The 13997-nt window shown below is 61.1% G+C and carries 8 protein-coding genes; 7 read left to right on the top strand and 1 reads right to left on the bottom strand.

All coding sequences use genetic code 11. The annotated features are described in order from the left end of the window. Positions 1-85 precede the first annotated feature (85 nt). Positions 86-3508: an HYR domain-containing protein gene (locus ACRRQW_RS06595; RefSeq protein WP_438480476.1), complete on the bottom strand. Its 3423-nt coding sequence runs from the start codon at positions 3506-3508 to the stop codon at positions 86-88. A gap of 291 nt (positions 3509-3799) precedes the next feature. On the opposite strand from ACRRQW_RS06595, the gene ACRRQW_RS06590 reads away from it, so the two are divergent. From ACRRQW_RS06590 to ACRRQW_RS06560, 7 genes are all read left to right on the top strand, one after another. Continuing rightward, positions 3800-5371, top strand: coding sequence for a pectate lyase (locus ACRRQW_RS06590; RefSeq protein ID WP_438480475.1), 1572 nt, complete (start codon positions 3800-3802; stop codon positions 5369-5371). A gap of 2 nt (positions 5372-5373) precedes the next feature. Then, positions 5374-6807 carry an amylo-alpha-1,6-glucosidase gene (locus ACRRQW_RS06585; protein WP_438480474.1) on the top strand — a complete coding sequence of 478 codons (1434 nt, stop codon included), beginning with the start codon at positions 5374-5376 and terminating at the stop codon, positions 6805-6807. Between the two features lie 60 nt (positions 6808-6867). Further along, the gene (locus ACRRQW_RS06580; protein WP_438480473.1) at positions 6868-9306 is read left to right on the top strand and encodes a BACON domain-containing protein; all 2439 of its coding nucleotides are present in this window, start codon (positions 6868-6870) and stop codon (positions 9304-9306) included. Between the two features lie 10 nt (positions 9307-9316). Then, entirely contained in the window at positions 9317-10945 is a 1629-nt protein-coding gene (locus tag ACRRQW_RS06575) for a hypothetical protein (protein ID WP_438480472.1), read from the top strand. Between the two features lie 66 nt (positions 10946-11011). Further along, complete coding sequence (locus ACRRQW_RS06570) at positions 11012-11857, top strand: rhamnogalacturonan acetylesterase (protein ID WP_438480471.1); 846 nt, start codon at positions 11012-11014, stop codon at positions 11855-11857. Between the two features lie 205 nt (positions 11858-12062). After that, on the top strand, positions 12063-12950 hold the full coding sequence (locus ACRRQW_RS06565; protein ID WP_438480470.1) for a helix-turn-helix transcriptional regulator: 888 nt from the start codon (positions 12063-12065) through the stop codon (positions 12948-12950). After that, a complete protein-coding gene (locus tag ACRRQW_RS06560; RefSeq protein ID WP_438480469.1) occupies positions 12920-13987 on the top strand; it encodes a Gfo/Idh/MocA family protein in 1068 nt (355 codons plus the stop codon). Before ACRRQW_RS06565 ends, ACRRQW_RS06560 begins: the two co-directional genes overlap by 31 nt. The last annotated feature ends 10 nt before the right edge of the window (positions 13988-13997 follow it).

Here is a 13997-nt window from a genome sequence, read left to right as displayed (position 1 = left end):
AAACGAAGTGATGAAGAGACCGGGATGAAAAGTAAACGGCGGGGCCCGAAGACCCCGCCGTGAATTCTAGCTACTGCCAAAATGCTTAACTGCCCACGGGTGCCGTGACGGTCACGGTTTGGGTTCTTGCGTTGTTCGCATCGTCGCGGGTTTCCACGGTGATGGTATAAACGCGGCCCGTGCCGTAGTTCGAGCGTTCGGCGCGCAGGTTCACAGTGAGTGCGCCGGTGATTTCCCAGTCGGGGCCGACGTCGCCATCGCCGGTGCCGGTGGTGGCTTCGTTGCTTGTGACGGAGATGATCTGCGTCGTGGGCGTCGAATCGACCGCGTCGCTCACGCTCGCGGAAACGGTGACGGCGACCATGCTGTGATTCGGCGTGCTGAGCACGTTGGGCGAAGCGCTCAGGCTGCTGAACGTCGGCGCGATGCTGTCGACGACCGTCACGTTGAAGGTGCCGCGGACGACGTTACCGTTCGCGTCGAATGCGGTGGCGGTCACCAATGTCGTGCCGAACGGGAAGGCCGATCCTGAGGCGTTGCTCAAAGCCACCGGCACCGAGCCATCGGTGGCGTCGGAGGCCGAGGCGCTGAACGTGACATTGGCACCGGAGGCAGACGAGGCTTCCGCCAAAATCGGCGAAGGCAGCGTCAACGCGGCGGGGGTGGAATCGACGACATTTTCCAGGTTCGGGTCGGTGCCGTTGATGAACTCTTCGATGTTCGTGTAACCGTCGCCGTCAGGATCGCCTTGCGGGTCGGAGACGCTGTGCATCGTTTCCCACGTGTCGGCCATACCATCGTCGTCCGCGTCCGTGTAAGCGGTGCCGGCGGCGATCGTCGGATAACCGCCGATCGCGGGGCCGGAGGTGCCGCTCTGCGGAGTGGTGTCGTTCTCGGTCACGGGAACGTAGCCGGTGCTTTCGAGGAAGTTTAACACGACACGTTCGTCGGTGGTGTCGCGGTTTTCGACCCACGCGCCGTATTCGTCGAGGCGTTGGGACGCGCCGACGGTCATGAGCAGTTGCATCGGAAGCGAGAGTGCGTCGTAGGGCACGAACGGATAACCGGTCACGTCACGCGGCGCCGCCGGAGAACGTTTCCAGATGGTGCTCAGGGTGGATTCGCCGCTGCCGACCGGGCCGCCGCGTTGGAGCGGGTCGGGATCATCCGCGGCGGGATCGAGCGGATCATACGGGAGCGTGCTTTCGAGGTTCTGCTCGTTGATGCGGCGCACCATGCTCGTCCAGTTATCGAGCGTGCCATCGGGGTTGTGCTGACCGACGTTGCCCACGACGTAATACGACGCGGCGCCCGAGGTATGCTGCGCCCAGTTGCCGAGGGAATACGCATCGGGATCCGGCCAGAAATCGAATTCGTGCGTGTTTGTCAGCGGATTGTAGGACGGCTGTTTGTAGTAGTTGTTGATCACGTCCAGGATCGCGCCGGTGCCGGCCTGCATCTGATAACGACGCGCGTTATACATGAGGTTGCTCACGTAGCTGCCCGACTTGCCTTTGAACTGCGGATTCCGGTGATTGGAGTTCGCCATGTAGTTTTTCACGACGCTGATGTTCGTCATGCGATCCGCGTTCGCGGTGGCGTTGGCGCCGACGAGATTGTTCGTGCTGTGCACGCGGAGTTGCTCGGCGACAATCGACCACGAGAGCGTGATGTTGTGCGGCGGCAGGCCGGGCGCGGAAGTTTCCGACCAGATGCCCAACCCTTCGTCCATGCTCCACATGATGGTGTTGTGATCGAGCATGATGTTGTAACCGCCGTTCGCGATCGTGATGCATTGGTGACGGCTCGCGCTCGCGTCGGGAAAATATCCGCGGCGGAACTTCGTGTAGCGCCAGATGACATCGTGCGTCACGATGGTGAGCACGGTGTCTTTCGTGACCGTCGAACACTTGAGTTGGATGCCGCCGCCCGGCGCAGTTTGTCCGGCAACCGTGAGGTAAGGTTGATCCACGATGAGGCCGCGCTTGAGCTGGATCGTGCCGCCGACGGCGAACACGACGATCTTGGGGCCCGTGTGGGTTTCGGTGGAGGAAATCAAACCCGCGAGCGCCGCGCGCAAGCTGCCGTAGATGACGGCTTCGCTGGCGGAATAGTCGTCGAGCGTCGTGACTTTGATGATGCGACCGCCGCGACCACCGACGGAGAGTGCGCCCGCCCCTTCAGCACCGGGGAACGACGGCGGAGGATTTCCGACGCTCAGTGCGACGGTGTTGCTTTGCACGCTGCCGACAGAATTGCTCAGCACGACGTAGTAGTCGGCGTCGTCGGGAAGTTCGGCGTCGAGAATTTTAAAAGTGGCCGCCGTCGCGCCAGAGATCGCGTTCCCGTCTTTATACCATTGATAACCCAACGCGCCTCCCGTGCCGGCAACAGTGAAAGTGATTTCCGCGCCCGGCCCGGTGGACTGGCTTTGCGGTTGCACCGTGATCGCGGGTTGCGAGAGCACTGGCGCGGCGATCGTGAGCGTGCCGGAACCGGTGACTGAGCCTGCGCCCCACAGCGTATTCAGATCGCTCACGGTGTAAGTGCCGGACGTCGGCTTGATGCCGTTGCGGCTAACCATTTCGTCCGAGAATTTGACGTTGGCCGCCAGGTCGAGGAACGACGCCGAGGAGAGCGTGAGCGCCGCGTTGGGGTTGGTGGTGGAAAAATCGATCGCCGAGGAAAACGAGATCGTGTTTTTGCCGGTGACATTGATGGATGAACCCGTCCAACCGCCTAGGCTGCTGAAGACCCATTTGAGCGAGCCCGCGACGATCGCGCCGCCGGAAGAGCCGCCGGTGATGGTGATGTTGCCCGCGCCGGTCACCGTGGACGCGACGGTGAACGTCATGCTTGTGGTGCTGCTGTTGGTCGGCAGGAGTTGCAGGTCGCCGTCGAGCAGGAGTGTGCCTTGCAACGTGGTCTGGCCGGTGTCGGCGCGGATGTTGCGCAGCACGCCGGGCGCGGTGGTGGCGACGACGATGTTGGCCTGATACGTTGCTTGATTCGCGGCGTTCGCGGTGGAGTTCAGGTTAAAATAAATCTCGGAGCCCGCGGTGGAGTTTGTGCTGCTGACCGTCGACGCGGCGTCGTAACTGTCGATGATGAGCTTCGCCCCGGTGAAGATGTAGGGATTGGGGCTGCCACCGGAGGTGTTGCCGATGCGGCCCGCGCGCAGCGAAAATCCGTTCGTGTGGTAATGATTGCCCGAACTTGCGGACGTATAGGTCGTCGGCGCGGCGGCGGTGACCCACTTTTTCGTGAGCACGCTGCTGTTGTTTACCGGAGCGTTCCAATTTTCCACGCCAAACGCGCTGGGCGATGTCGTGGTATTTAGCGTGTTGTAATAGTCCGTTTGCGCGCGGCCCGTGACGGGCTGCAGCAACAAGGCGGCGGTCAAAGCGGGCAACGTAATAGCCAGCGTGCGCAGAAGCGACTGGGCGGATTTTGCGAAGCACGTGCTCCGAAAATTCGATCCGTCGCGAGGAGGAGGATTCGCGATCATGGGAATCAAGGGTGGGTTGGGTTTTGATCGATCCGGACAGTCGGTAGGGAGCCGGCCGTCCGCGTGCTTGGTGCGGAAAGCCACCGGAAAAGCACGCGCTCACGCAGTCGGCGCGCGCAGGGCGTGTCAACGAACGCCACCCCGCAGAACGCCACAATCAGCCAGCATATTACATCATTCGAATATTTCGGCTGGGGAAACCGGGTTGTGCGTTGTAGTTCGCCTTGCGTGACTGACGCCGCGACTCGCTCCATTGCGGAACGAGCGCGTAAAATTCAGTTTCGATAAAACGTGAAGCCCCTGAACTTTTTTCTGACTCAACGCCGCAGCCAGCGCGGACTATTCGGTTTTTTCGCAAGTGTGGTGACGCTCGCGCTTTCGCCAGCGAACGCGCTCGCGCAAAATCCCGCGCTCGCCAAAGACGCCGAGGTTGCGCTGAAAAAAGCCGCAACCTATTTCCACGACCAAGTCGCGTCGCGCGGCGGCTATGTGTATTACGTATCGACCGATTTGAAAGAGCACTGGGGCGAAGGCGTCGCGACCGGCGACCAAATCTTTACCGAGCCGCCCGGCACGCCGGCGGTGGGGCGCGCGTATTTGCAGGCTTATGCTGCGACGGGAGACGCCTTTTACCTGAAAGCGGCGACCGACACGGGGCGCGCGTTGGTTCACGGACAACTTGAATCGGGCGGCTGGACGCAGCGCATCGATTTCAATCCCGCGGGCACGCACGCGTCGCGTTATCGCAACGGGAAAGGTAAGGCCGACGGCTTCAATCACAGTTCGCTCGACGACAACCAGAGCCAGTCGAGCATCCAGTTTCTTGCGCGCCTCGATGCAGCGCTGGAATTCAAAGATGCGCAGATCCACGACGCTGCGATTTACGCGCTCGATGGCTTGCTCAAAGCGCAGTTTCCCAATGGCGCATTTCCGCAGGGCTGGCGCGCGCCGGTGGAGCCGCATCCCGTGATGAAAGCCAGTTATCCTACCGAATGGCCGCGCATCTGGCCGCACGAAGCCTACCACGTCTATTACACATTGAACGACGGCCTCGCGGGCACCGTTTCGGATACGCTGCTCACGGCCCACGAAGTTTATGGAGGCACGCGTTACCGTGACGCGCTGCAGAAATTGGGCGACTTTCTGATCATTGCGCAAATGCCCGCGCCGCAGCCTGCGTGGTGCCAACAGTATAATTTCGAAATGCAACCGACGTGGGCGCGCAAGTTCGAGCCGCCGGCCATCTGCGGTTTGGAATCCGAGGATGCGATCAAGACGCTGATGAAAATTTACCGGCTCACCGGCGATAAAAAATACCTCGAACCCATTCCGCCCGCGCTCGCGTATCTGCGCACGTGCGTGCTCCCTGACGGCCTGATGCCGCGCTACCGCGAACTCAAAACGAACAAACCGCTCTACATGAAGCAGCCGCCGGGCGTGAGCGGAAATTCCAAATCGCCCGGTCTCTACGAATTCACCGACGACGTTGCCAAGGCGGCGAAACATTACGGCTGGAAACAGCCGACCAAGCTCGACGAAATCGCGAAAGAGTTCGGCGAATTGCAAAGCGGGCAGAAGCACGCCGCCACCGTGCGGCAACGCAGCACCGCTGACGGAAAATTAGTCGCGATCGAACCTTCGGAGCGCAACGCAGCTTCGAACGTGAAATCGCTCGAAGCCGAAGTGAAACGCATCGTGAAGGAACTCGATGCCGAGGGCCGCTGGGTCACGGAATACGACGGAAAATCGCGGCTCGTCGGCCAGCCGAAGTTCGCGAAAGGTTTCCGCTTCCTCGCGAGTAATACCTTTAATTACAACGTGGAAATCCTGAGTGCCTACCTGGCGGGGGCTCGCGCAAAGTGAGTATGACGGCAAACCTTGAAATTGATTCGCCGCGTCGTCGCAGTTTTTTCGCGCAAGGCCGGGGCGCACGCGTGGGAGTGGGCGTGTTTGCTTTAATTACGCTGACGACGTGGGGATTCGCTTCGCAAAAGCCCGCTCCGGTGATCGAAGGGCGTAACAATCCCGTGCTGCCGACCGCGCCCGCGCAGCATCCCGATGCCGCGCAAAAAAGCGCGACGAAGGATGGTGCGCCCGTGCGCGACGCGTTGCTGGAGGAAGCGAAACTACCAGCGAAAGAATCGTGGCGGCCAATGCTGCGCTATCTTGCCGAATTGCACGGGCGCAGCGTGTTGCCCGCAACGGGATATTTTCCTTATCCTTACCAAACGATTGGCCCGGGTTATCAAGACGGGCGCGTGTTTGGACACATCGATCTCACCCATGTGCGTCTCGATACGTTGCGGGCCTCGCCCACGCATGTGCGCAACCAACTGCGCAACGAATTCGCGGGCCAACAGGCGGATGGCTTGATTCCCGGCATCGTGTGGTTCGATGACAAAGGTCAGCCTACGTGGAAAAATTTTAAAGGGTTCCCGCCCATCTGGGTGGTGTCAGCGGAGGCTTACGTTGACCACGCGGGCGACCTTTCATTTTTGCGTGAAGCGCTCGGCGTGCTCGTGCGCCAGATCGGCTGGTTCGAAGCGAAACGCGCGATTCCTTCGGGCGGATTCTATTATCTCGATCAAGTCGAAGACACGTGGGAAAGCGGCATGGACGAAGGCATCCGCTACGATGTTCGTCCTCCTGAGCGGTCGGCGGCGGTCGATGCGTGTGCACATCTCTACATGCTCTACGATGCCGCGACGCGATGGAGTCAGCGGCTCGGCGAACCGACTGCGAATTGGGAAAAGAAAGCCGCGACGCTCAAGCAGTTCATCCAGGAAAAACTCTGGGACGAGAAAACCGGTTTTTTCTACGACGCGTGGGTGATCGACGATCCCGCGAAACGCCACCTCGCATTCGAAGGCATCTGGCCGGTCGTCGTGGGCGCAGCGTCGCCCGCGCAGGCGAAGCGCGTGATCGATGAGCATCTGCTTAACCCAAAAGAATTCTACACGCCGCACCCGATCGCGACCGTCGCGCTGAGCGATGCGAAATTCGAACTGCGCATGTGGCGGGGCCCGGCGTGGAATTGTATGACCTACTGGGCGGCGCGCGGACTCGTTCGCCACGGGCGCACCGCCGAGGCCCATCGCTTGATCGAAATGGCGCTGGATGCGACCGCCGCGCAGTTCGAGAAAACGGGATCGATCTGGGAGTTTTATCACCCGCTGCTGGGCGAACAGGGGCTTTTGCGTCGCAAAGTATCGCGCAATTATCCGAACCGCGAATACCTCGGCCACAATCCGCTGTTCGCGATGGCGGATGTGTGGCGCAACACGGCTCCGAAAAAATAACGCGTGCAACCAGCCGCCTGCACGCGGCGTCGTTAAGATTCATTCCGTTATCTCTTCCGCATGAAAATTTCCAACTTCGCGGCATTCTCCGTCTTGCTCGCTTTGTTTTCGGTTTCGCGTTCGGTTGCGGCCGAGGAGCCGCGCGTGGATTTAAAAGTGGCCGCGGGCGAATTGGTGGTCGTGCCGAGTTTCGAGGCGTGTAGTTATTATTTTCGTCCCGCGACCCCCGATGGAATTTCGTATGCGGTCGATTTTCGCCGGGTCGGTGAACGCCACTGGCAACGGGGCTTCGCGCCCGTGTCCGATAACCCACCCGGAATTCGGAAGGGCAGCCTTTTTAACCTTTCCGAAGCGACTGAATGGGAGGTGCGGGTGGTGACTGCGCAAGGCGTGGAGGTCATCGCACCGGTTTCGTTTCGCACGTGGAGCAGCCAGCCCACCATCGCGAAAATAATCGATCTCAGTCAGGTGCCGGGGGCGGAAAAAGGAATCGTCATCACGGATCAAGGCACGGCCGAGGGGTGGATCAAATACACCGCGCCGCGCGGCTGGAAAATTTCTCGCACCAACAATCTCAACGATCCGCAGTCCGGCGCGATTACGGTGCGCGGCGCGCGTTATGTCATCCTCGAAAATCTCACGGTGGTCGGCGGCGCGCGTCACGGCATCGCTATCGAAGATTCGGAAAACGTGCGCGTGTTGAATTGCGACATCTCGGGCTGGGGCCGCGTCGGCACACAGCACTACACCAACGACGAAAAGCGCGGAAAATACGCCGACGCCAACGGCCAGCTCATCAATCTCGACGGCGGCGTGGCCATCACCCGCAGCCTGAATACCGTCGTGGAACGCAACTACCTTCACGATCCACGCGGCCGGGCGAACTCCTGGCAATATTCGCACCCGACCGGCCCGACGGCGGTGTTCGCCAACTTCACGCGCGGCGGTTCGGTCGTGCGCTGGAATGATTTCGTCGGCAGCGACGAGCACCGGTGGAACGACGTGATCGAAAGCGCAAGCAACCGCTCACCCGCCGGCGGATTTTATCGCGACAGCGACATCAGCGGCAACTTCCTCGCGTTCGGCAACGACGATGGCGTGGAACTCGAGGGCGGCGGCATGAACGTGCGTTTTTATCGCAACAAAATCGAAGGCACGCTGTGCGGCGTGAGCACGGGAGCATCGTTACTCGGACCGCAGTTTATTTTCGAAAACTTGATCGTAAATCCCGGCGATGAAACCGGGCTCGCACTGATGGCGTTTAAAAACAGCCACGGCCTGCCGCAGAGTGGAAAACGTCATCACATCAACAATACGATCTACGGCCCGACGATCAGCGCTTACGGTGGCTACGGCAAACCCTTGGGCGATGAGCGGCTCGGCTACATGCGGAATAATATTTTCGTGGTGAACAGCGCGCGGCTGCCCGGTGAGACGTCGCGCCGTGATAATTTCGACGGCGATCAATTCTGGATCGACGGCAACGCCGGGGCGTCGTCGGCTTTTCTCGAAGGCTTGAGAAAAATCGGCCAGGAAAAATACGGGGTGGCTGCGGAGCCGCGCTTCGTGTCGCCTTCAGAGGGCGATTTCAGTTTGGCGCCGGACAGCGTCGCACGGGAAAACGCATTCGCGGTGGCTAACCTCGTGTTCGACGGCGCGCATCGCGGTGCGTTGATCGAGGACACGTCGGAGGTGCCGTTTCGCCCGCTCGCGTTGCGTGCGATCCCGCGCCAGCTCGTGTTTACCACGGCGGATTCGAATGCGCCGCGGCAAGTGCGGGTGAGTTTGCCGGCATCGGCGAATGGCGCGGTGAGTTTTGAAATTCGCCAGAACGCGGTGTCCGATTGGTTTCGCGTGCAGCCGGCAAGCGGCACAGTCGCGCCCGGCCAGACGCTGACGCTCACGGTCACGGTCGATGCAGCGAAGTTGAAAGGGAGACCGAATTTCAAAGGCGCGTTCCTCGTGCGAACACCGGAAGGACTGTCGCGGCCGGTGACGATTTACGCCGCGGCGAACTACACGGAAGACCTGCGCCCCGCGGCCGCGCCACACAGCGCCTACATCGAAGCCGCCGCCGTGCCAGCGCTCGCATCGCTCGTGCGCGCCACCGATGCGGCGGGCGTGTTTGGTGGAAGCTACGTCGCGTTCTCCGGTGTGGCCGGCGAGCCCGAGTTGCAAGCGAGCTTCGAGGTGCCACGCGCGGGGCGTTATGCGGTGATGCTGCGGGCGAGCATCGACGATAACGTGATGAAGCGGCGTTCGCTCGAACTTGCGATCGACGGCGGCAAAGCGGAAGCGGTCGGCATCGACGCCGACTACCAGTGGAACACCGGCGCGTCGCATTTCCGTGCGGTGTTTTTGCACGCGCTCGGCGAGTTGCAGCCCGGGCGGCACACGTTGCGGCTCGCCGTGAAAGGCGCGCTGAATCTCAACGAGGTGATCATCACGGAAACCCCGTCGCCGTTCCTCGCGGAAGGCCGGCACGAAGCGAAACGTTAAAGGAAATTTTATGAAACGGACGCTGATTTGTTTAACGCTCACGCTGTTGCTTGTTGGGAGCACGATCGCGCTAGCCGCCTTGCCGGTGCCGCGCGCGGAAGCGCGCAATGGCGAATTTCAGTTTAGCGTCACGTTCGATAATCGCGGCGTGGACGGAAAACCGGCGCACGCGTCGACGGCGTATCTGTGGATTCCGCCGAGCGCTAAAAAAGTGCGTGGGTTGATTGTCACGCAGCAAAATGTGGGTGAACAACGGTTCACGGAAAACGCCGCGGTGCGCGAGGCCTGCGCGAAAAACGATCTGGCGATCGTGTGGTGTCACCCGGCGATCGACATCCGTTTCGAGCACGAGCGGGACGAAGCGGTCGCGCTGCTCGAAGAGGTGCTGGCGCAGCTCGGTAAGCTTTCCGGCTACCCAGAAATTGCGACCGCGCCGTGGATTACGTTCGGGCATTCCACGACCGCGACGTTTGCGCGCACGCTCGCGGAATCGCGCCCGGCGCGAACGATCGCGATTTTGTCCGCGAAGGGCGGCATTATGCTGCCGGTCACCGGCTCGTATCCCGGGGTTTATTCCGGCGGCCATTTCCCGGAGTGGCGCCAGCCGACGCACGATTGGACCAAGCAGGGGCAGTCGCTGCCCAATTTGATGAAAATTCGCGAAGAGCTCCGCGCGCGCTGGCGACCGGTGTCGTATGTGGAGGAATTCGGCGGCGGGCATTTCGATTACACGCCGCGCTACCTTGAGTTTCTCGCACTCTACATTGACAAGGCCCTGGCGGCGCGGCTCAACGCGGACGGCACACTGCGCGAAATCCGCGATGACGAGGGCTTCGTGGTCGATGTGCGCCCGCCATTGCCGACGGGGCCGTTGACGATCACGCCGCTGGCGAGCGCGACTGGCGAATTGCGTAACGCGCCGTGGTTTTTCGACCGCGAACTGGCCGAGGCGGCCGTGGCGTTGTGGGACAATGGCGAGTGGAGCCGCAAAAACCAGATTGTCGCCTTCGCGAACCTCGACGGAACACCGGCGGCTTTCGCTAAATCGGGCATCGTCGATCCCGTGCCTTACGAACTGGCCGCCGATGGCGTCACGATCACGCGCATCGAAACGACGTTCCTCGATCGTTTGCCGGACAATTTTACCCAAGCTGGGATGCGCCTCACTCACGCCACGACGGGCGAGCGCACAATCGAAGCAGTTTCCGGAATTCTCGCGTTTCGCGACGGCGTGAAACGCATCGAATTGAACCGCGGCTATCCGGACACACCCAACTTCATCGCCGTGCGTCACCCGGGCGACGCCGAGCACCGTCCGTCGTTGCAGCCGGGCCGTTTCGTGCCTCCCGCTTTCAAGGGGCAGGCGCAGCACATAGTTTTCGAGTCGATCGGCGACCTCGCCCCAGGCGCCAAAACGGTGCCGCTACGAGCGAGTTCTGACGCCGGGTTGAAAGTTTATTTTTTTGTGAAGCATGGCCCGGCTAAAGTGGTGGGCGACACGCTGGAAATCCTCGCGTTGCCATCGCGCACCCGCGGGCCGGTGCCGGTCACCGTGGTGGCGTGGCAGCTGGGTCGCGGCGGTGAAGCCCCGGTGCAGGCGGCACCGCTCGTCGAACAGACTTTCTGGATAGGTCGCTAGTTGGCGCGTCCGCAAATCTTCCTCTTTAAAACCATTTAAATGAAACTCATTTACCGACTGTTACTCTTGGCTCCGCTCGCGTGTTTCGCTCAGCCCGCCACGCGCGACCTGCCTGCGTCCGCTCCCGAGGCGACCCAGGGAAATGCAATTCCGCGCGACCCTACGCTTCCAACTATCTTCATCGCCAGCGACTCTACTGCTGCGAAGAGCGATAAGGCCACCCAGCAAGGGTGGGGCGAGCCCTTCGCGCAATATTTCGAATCTACCAAAATGAATGTCGTCAATCGCGCCCGCGGTGGACGCTCCAGCCGCACCTTCATCACCGAGGGCTTGTGGGACAAGTTACTCGCTGAGGTCAAAGCTGGCGATTTTGTGATTATCCAGTTCGGGCATAACGACGCCAGCCCTGTGAATGAGGATCTCTCGGTTCCGCGTGAAAAGATGCGCTCGCGTGGATCCCTGCCCGGTTTGGGCAACGAATCGCAAGAAATTGAAAACGTTATCACCGGGAAACATGAAGTCGTGCATACGTTCGGTTGGTATATCCGCCGAATGATCGCCGACGTAAAAGCCAGGCAGGCTACACCGATCATCGCATCGCTCACGGTTCGGAACCTATGGGAAGACGGGAAAGTCGAGCGCGGCTCCAGTGACTATCGAAAATGGAGTGAAGCACTCGCGCGTGAGCACAACCTCAGGTTCGTCGACCTCACTCGCATCGTGGCGGACCGCTACCAAGCGTTCGGCCCCGAAAAGGTAAAATCGTTTTTCGGTTCGGATTATGTGCATACCAATCCAGAGGGGGCTGAGTTCAATGCCGCCGCCATGATCGCCGGCTTAAAAGGCCTGATCGATAGCCCATTTCCGAAATTCCTTTCCGAAAAAGGCAAGACCATCGAGGCCGACCGATAAAGCGGGCCGGTCTCGTCCTCGTTTCACGGAATTCCAATTTTCCCAGCGCACTGCGTTCTCCAGCGTAGGATCGCGCGCCTTCTCGATGGTTTGGCGCGGCCTAGCCTCACTGGAAGTGTATTTTTACTGGTCGGCTTATTTTGTTTGACGAAACAATAAGTTCACATTGTGAAACGTATGACCGGTTTGCCGCGTCACCTTGCCCATGTCGTTCACACCTTTAGAAAACAGGATCGACTCGTCGTCCAAGGCTGCGACGTCCGGCAGCTTTCTCCAGCATCTCACCTGGAGTGCGCGCAGTGAGACCGCTCCTGCTTTCTCCAAGCGCGGGAGTTGGAACTATGTCGTGATCGAGTCTGGCTCTGTGCAGATCGTGCGGGGGGCATCCAGCCAGTTGATCGCGGTTCCGGCGCTCGTGGTGATCGGGCCGGATTGTGCGGTGACGTGGCGGCATGAGCCGATGGATCCGGTTAAACACCTGGGTTGGATATGGGCGCGACCGGCCCATCCGGCGCTCGGCCCGCTGCGGCGCGACATGTGCGCGCATTACGGGTTGGCCGGCGAGGATTTGGCGGAGTTGCGTCAATTGCATGCGTCGAGCCGTAGCGAGGTGCATCGCGGCGATCTGCATTCCGGGCAGGCGCTGACTGGCTTGCAGTTTTTGTTGGAGACGAGAATCGCGCGCATTGTCGAAAGCGGCGGCGGCGACCGGAGCAACGAGGTGGTCGAGCGGGCGCTGGGCTGGATTCAATCGCATGTCGCCACGCGACAGCCGCTCGCGCGGCTCGCGGATTTTCTCGGCGTGTCGCCGGCGACCGTGCAACGCATGTTTCGGCAGCGACTCGGCACGACGGTGATGAAGAGCGTGGCGGAAACTCGTCTGCGCGAAGCCGAACGGATGCTGGGCCTCGACGGGGTGAGTATCAAGGAAGTCGCTTATCATCTCGGTTACCGCCACCCGCACGATTTCAGCCGCGCGTTCCGCAACTACACTGGCCAACTGCCGTCGCGTTGGGAAGGAACCGCAGAAACCGCCGGGTCCGCTCGAAAACGGGGCGCGGCGTGCGTCGAGCTGATGGCGGGCCATTCCTGACGATGCCGTCGCCGCTCAACATCGGTTTTGTCGGACTTGGTTTCGGCGTCGCGGTGGCGCAACGGCTCATGGCTGGCCCGGCGCGCGAACTGTTTCGCGTGGCAGCGGCGTGCGATACCGACGCGGCGAAGCTGGCGGAGTTTTGCGGGAAGCACGGCGTAAAGGGTTACGCGACGCTGGAGGCGTTGCTGGCGGACGAATCGATAGCGGTCATCGGACTTTTCAGCGGGCCGGCGGGCCGGGCAGAATTGCTCCGGCGCATTATTCGAGCCGGCAAGGACGTGATGACGACGAAGCCCTTTGAAATCGATCCCGCGGCGGCGCGCGCCGTCTTGGAGGAAGCGGCCGGTTTGGGGCGCACGATTCATCTCAATTCGCCGAGCGCCGAGCCGCCGGCGTATGTGCGGCAGATGCTCGCGTGGCAGCAGGAATACGCGCTGGGCCAACCCATCAGTTGCCACGCCGAGATGTTAATTTCTTATCGCGAGAAAGCCGACGGACGCTGGCTCGACGACCCGCAGCTTTGCCCGGCAGCACCGGTATTTCGGATCGGCGTGTATTCGTTGAACGACCTCAGGCGTCTCTTCGGTCGCGTGCACAGCGTCCAAGTCATGAGCAGCCGGATTTTTACGGAGCGGCCCACCGCGGACAACGCGCAGCTCAGTTTGCGTTTTGAAAACGGCGCGCTCGGCACTATCCACGCGAGCTTCTGCGTCGATAACGGCCAGCACTACGCCAACGCGCTGACGTTGAACTACGAGCGCGGCACAATTCACCGGAACGTATTCCCCGTCGCCTACGGAAAATCGGAGCACACCTCGCGACTGCGGCTCACGGCGATGCGGGCGGCGGGCGAATTGGTGACGCGCGAGTGGGAATCGAACGAAGTCACGGGCGAGTATCCGTGGGCCGCGTTTTACGATGCGGTCACGCAGCGTCGTGCAGTGCCCGCGCCCATTGACGAAATCGTGAGCGCGGTGCAAGTCGTCGCCGCGATGGGCCGCGCCGAGCGCTCCGGTCAAACCGAGTTGGTCTAAATTTTTTATG

Origin of the sequence: Oleiharenicola lentus (assembly GCF_051660365.1) — a bacterium.
In the GTDB taxonomy this organism is placed as follows: Bacteria; Verrucomicrobiota; Verrucomicrobiia; order Opitutales; family Opitutaceae; genus Lacunisphaera; species Lacunisphaera lenta_A.
Note: the sequence above shows the minus strand (reverse complement) of the source record. Positions and strands in the feature narration are given on the sequence as shown.

Coding starts and splice junctions, on each gene's coding strand:
- ACRRQW_RS06595 (WP_438480476.1), bottom strand. CDS start 3,508: ATGATCGCGAATCCTCCTCCTCGCGACGGATCGAATTTTCGGAGCACG.
- ACRRQW_RS06585 (WP_438480474.1), top strand. CDS start 5,374: ATGACGGCAAACCTTGAAATTGATTCGCCGCGTCGTCGCAGTTTTTTC.
- ACRRQW_RS06580 (WP_438480473.1), top strand. CDS start 6,868: ATGAAAATTTCCAACTTCGCGGCATTCTCCGTCTTGCTCGCTTTGTTT.
- ACRRQW_RS06575 (WP_438480472.1), top strand. CDS start 9,317: ATGAAACGGACGCTGATTTGTTTAACGCTCACGCTGTTGCTTGTTGGG.
- ACRRQW_RS06565 (WP_438480470.1), top strand. CDS start 12,063: ATGTCGTTCACACCTTTAGAAAACAGGATCGACTCGTCGTCCAAGGCT.